At 66.1% G+C, this 1,673-nt stretch carries 1 protein-coding gene; it reads left to right on the top strand.

Translation table 11 applies throughout. The features are described 5' to 3' along the window. Positions 1-120 precede the first annotated feature (120 nt). Positions 121-1,503: an IS1380 family transposase gene (locus NV1_RS41585; RefSeq protein WP_067905229.1), complete on the top strand. Its 1,383-nt coding sequence runs from the start codon at positions 121-123 to the stop codon at positions 1,501-1,503. Positions 1,504-1,673: the final 170 nt, after the last annotated feature.

Raw genomic sequence — 1,673 nt, 5'->3', positions numbered from 1 at the left:
TAGCCTCGGCCAATCACGCTGATTGAGGTGTTGACGGTTCAGAGATGGCGAAAGGTGCTCTGAACTGCGATGATTCGACTTGTCTAGAGTTGAATCGGCAGTATCGGGAGCACCTTTCTGGTGAGGCAGTCTACGGGGTGGTACCCGTCGCTGAAAGTTGACGGCGACGGTTCGGGTGTGGTGGGGCAAGCCGGGGCGGTCGCGTTGCTGGCCACGGCGGAGAGAGTGGGGCTGGACCGGTCGTTGTCGCAGGTTCTGGCACCGTGGCGCAAGCCGCTGGCGGTCCATGATCCGGGGAAGATCCTGCTGGATCTGGCGGTGATGATCGCGATCGGCGGCGATTGCGCCGCCGATTTGGCAATGCTGCGCGGTGAGCCGGGTGTGTTCGGTCCGGTGGCATCGGATCCGACGGTGTCGCGGCTGATCACGATGCTGGCTTCTGATCCGCGGAAAGTGTTGGTGGCCATCGCATCGGCCCGCGCGAGCGCGCGAGCGGCGGCCTGGCGGGCTGCCGGTGAGCAGGCGCCGGACCATGCGATCACCGCCGAGGACCCGCTGACGATCGATCTGGACGCGACGCTGCTCGACTCGCATTCGGAAAAAGAATGTGCGGCACCGACATTCAAGAAGGGATTCGGTTTCCACCCGCTGCTGGCATTCGCCGACCATGGCCCGGATGGCACCGGTGAGCCGGTCGCCGAATTGCTGCGCCCGGGCAACGCCGGCGCCAATACCGCCGCCGACCACAAGACGGTCCTGGCCTCCGCGATCGCGCAACTGCCGTGGCATCCCGGCTACCGGGTAGGCCGGAAAGTGCTGGTGCGCACCGATTCCGGTGGCGGCACTCACGATTTCGCGGCTTACTGCACCGCCCGCCACGTCCAGTATTCGCTGGGATTCACCCTCACCGACACCATTGTCGAGGCGGTGAATCGGGTCCCGAAACACGTGTGGACCCCCGCCTACGCCGCCGACGGGCAGGTCCGCGAAGGCGCGTGGGTCGCCGAGGTCACCGGCATGCTCGATCTGACCGGCTGGCCCGAGGGCATGCGGCTGATCGTCCGCAAGGAACGGCCCCATCCCGGTGCTCAGCTGCGGTTCACCGATGTCGATGGTCTGAGGTTGACCGCGTTCGTCACCAACACCCGCCGCGGCCAGGTCCCCGATCTCGAACTTCGGCACCGTCGGCGGGCTCGTTGCGAGGACCGCATCCGCGCCGCCAAGGACACCGGACTGCGCAACCTGCCGTTCAAATCCTTTGACGCGAACCGAATCTGGGTCGCGATCGTCGCGCTCGCCCTGGACCTGACCGCCTGGCTGCAGACGATCAGCCTGCACGGTCATCGAGCCCGCCGCTGGGAACCCAAAACACTACGCCTACAGCTGTTCTCGATCCCAGCAAGGACCGCCCATCACGCCCGGCGCATCCACCTCCGCCTCTCACGACATCACCGCCGCACCGGCCTGCTCTTGGCCGCCCTTGACCGCCTGCAACCAGGCTGACCAGCAAAAACACCCCTACAACCACGAAAGGACATCTCACCCGGGCCCGTGGAACCCGGCAGCCACCCGCTGACCGGGCTACCCTGTGTTGCCCACCGGCAGCTGATCAGCCGCCGGAAACCAATCCGAAACCGATCAAGCCGGGCCGCTGGCCCGGCGAAAGATCGAGG

Source organism: Nocardia vaccinii NBRC 15922, assembly GCF_001613305.1.
GTDB classification, from domain to species: Bacteria; Actinomycetota; Actinomycetes; order Mycobacteriales; family Mycobacteriaceae; genus Nocardia; species Nocardia vaccinii.
Note: the sequence above shows the minus strand (reverse complement) of the source record. Positions and strands in the feature narration are given on the sequence as shown.